This window comes from Kitasatospora sp. NPDC004531 (genome assembly GCF_053602195.1).
The window spans coordinates 1-1,429 of the sequence record NZ_JBSGDD010000205.1; the positions used below are offsets into that span (position 1 = coordinate 1).

Consider the following 1,429-nt stretch of genomic DNA (forward strand, 5'->3'; position numbering starts at 1 on the left):
AGGACGGGCTGCTCCGGGGTCTGGTAGCCCTTGGGCGGGGTGACCTCCTGCCAGTAGTAGGTGCCCTTGTCGGTGACGGTGCGGCAGGTGCCGTCCTCGGCGGTGGTGCAGGGGTCGCCGACCTTGGTGTCGGTGTCCTGCTGCAATCCTTCGGTGCCGTTCGCTTCGCGCCAGAGCTGGAAGACCGCGCCCGGCAGGGCCTTGCCGTCCTGGTCGTGCTTGACCAGGCGGAGTTCGCCCTGCTGCTGCATGAAGCCGAAGTCGAAGGTGTGGTCGTTCTGCCCCGGTCCGCCGGTGGTCAGGGCACGCTCGACGTACTTGGCGCCCTTGGGGATGGTGCCGTCCGAGTCGATCGCGCGGTTGTCGCCGACGTCCGCCTTGGTCGGGATCCAGTGGTAGAGCGGGCCGCCCTTGGCGTAGTCGGCCGGGTTGTCGAGACGGACGGTGTAGGCGGTCTTGGGCTTGAGGCCGCCGGTGACGTTGGTGTCGTCGAAGTAGTACTCGCCGCGCGCCGTCGTCTTGGCCGTGCCGACCTTCTTGCCGTCGGCGTCGTACAGGTTCACGGTCGCGCCCACCACCGGCTTCTGCTGCGGCAGTTGGAGACCGGAGCGCTCCGGGTCGTACCAGACCCGGTTGCCGATCTGCAGCGGCGCCTTGTCGCAGAGCACTTCGAGGTCGGCCATGGCCGCGCCCTTGCCGAAGGTGGAACGGCCGTCGGACAGCTCGTTGCCGAGGCCGGGGTCCTGCGCGCCGTTGCGGAGGGTGAACATGGTGCCGGCCGTCCAGGCGCGGTCCAGCACGTCGTAGCCGGAAGTGGCGATGGAGTTCTCCACCTTGGAGAGGGCCATGCCCGCGTAGGTGGCGTAGGCGTGGGTGTCGCCGAGGCGGCGGACGTCGAAGAAGCCCTTGCCCTTGGTGGTGATGCCGCAGCCGAGGTTGACGTCCATCACGTACTGGTTGCCGGACTTGCAGGCCTTGTTGAGGTCTCCGGCAGCGGCCGCCATCACGTACTCGGCACCGAAGACCGCGCTGGCCTGGTCGGCGTACCGGTCGCGGAAGGACAGCAGCATGGAGCCGTCGGTCTCGAAGCCGATCTCACCGAGCTCGGGCTGCCCGTGGAAGTAGCACGAGCCTTCGGCCGGCCTGGCATCCGTCCACGGGTGCCAGTAGTAGCCGTTGCAGGCGTTCGGCGGCGTACCGCGATAGTCCATGGGCTGGTTCAGCACCGCCGCGTCGAACTTCCCGGTGGCCGGCTCGAAGGGCAGCACGATCGCCCGCAGGTCGTCCAGCTTCTGCGTGGACTGGCCGGAGCAGACGCCGCCGAGGTACCCGGTGCCGTCCTGCATGCCGAGGCCGAACGGGCGCCAGTCGGACGCCGCCGGGCAGTTCGGGGTCGGGATGGCGTAGACGGCCTTGGGCTTCTCCGCCG

General features: G+C 69.1%; 1 protein-coding gene. It reads right to left on the bottom strand.

What is annotated here, in order from left to right:
* The coding region (locus ACWEMJ_RS34115) for an SdrD B-like domain-containing protein (RefSeq protein WP_452141023.1) at window positions 1–1,429 on the bottom strand (1,429 nt) is incomplete at both ends.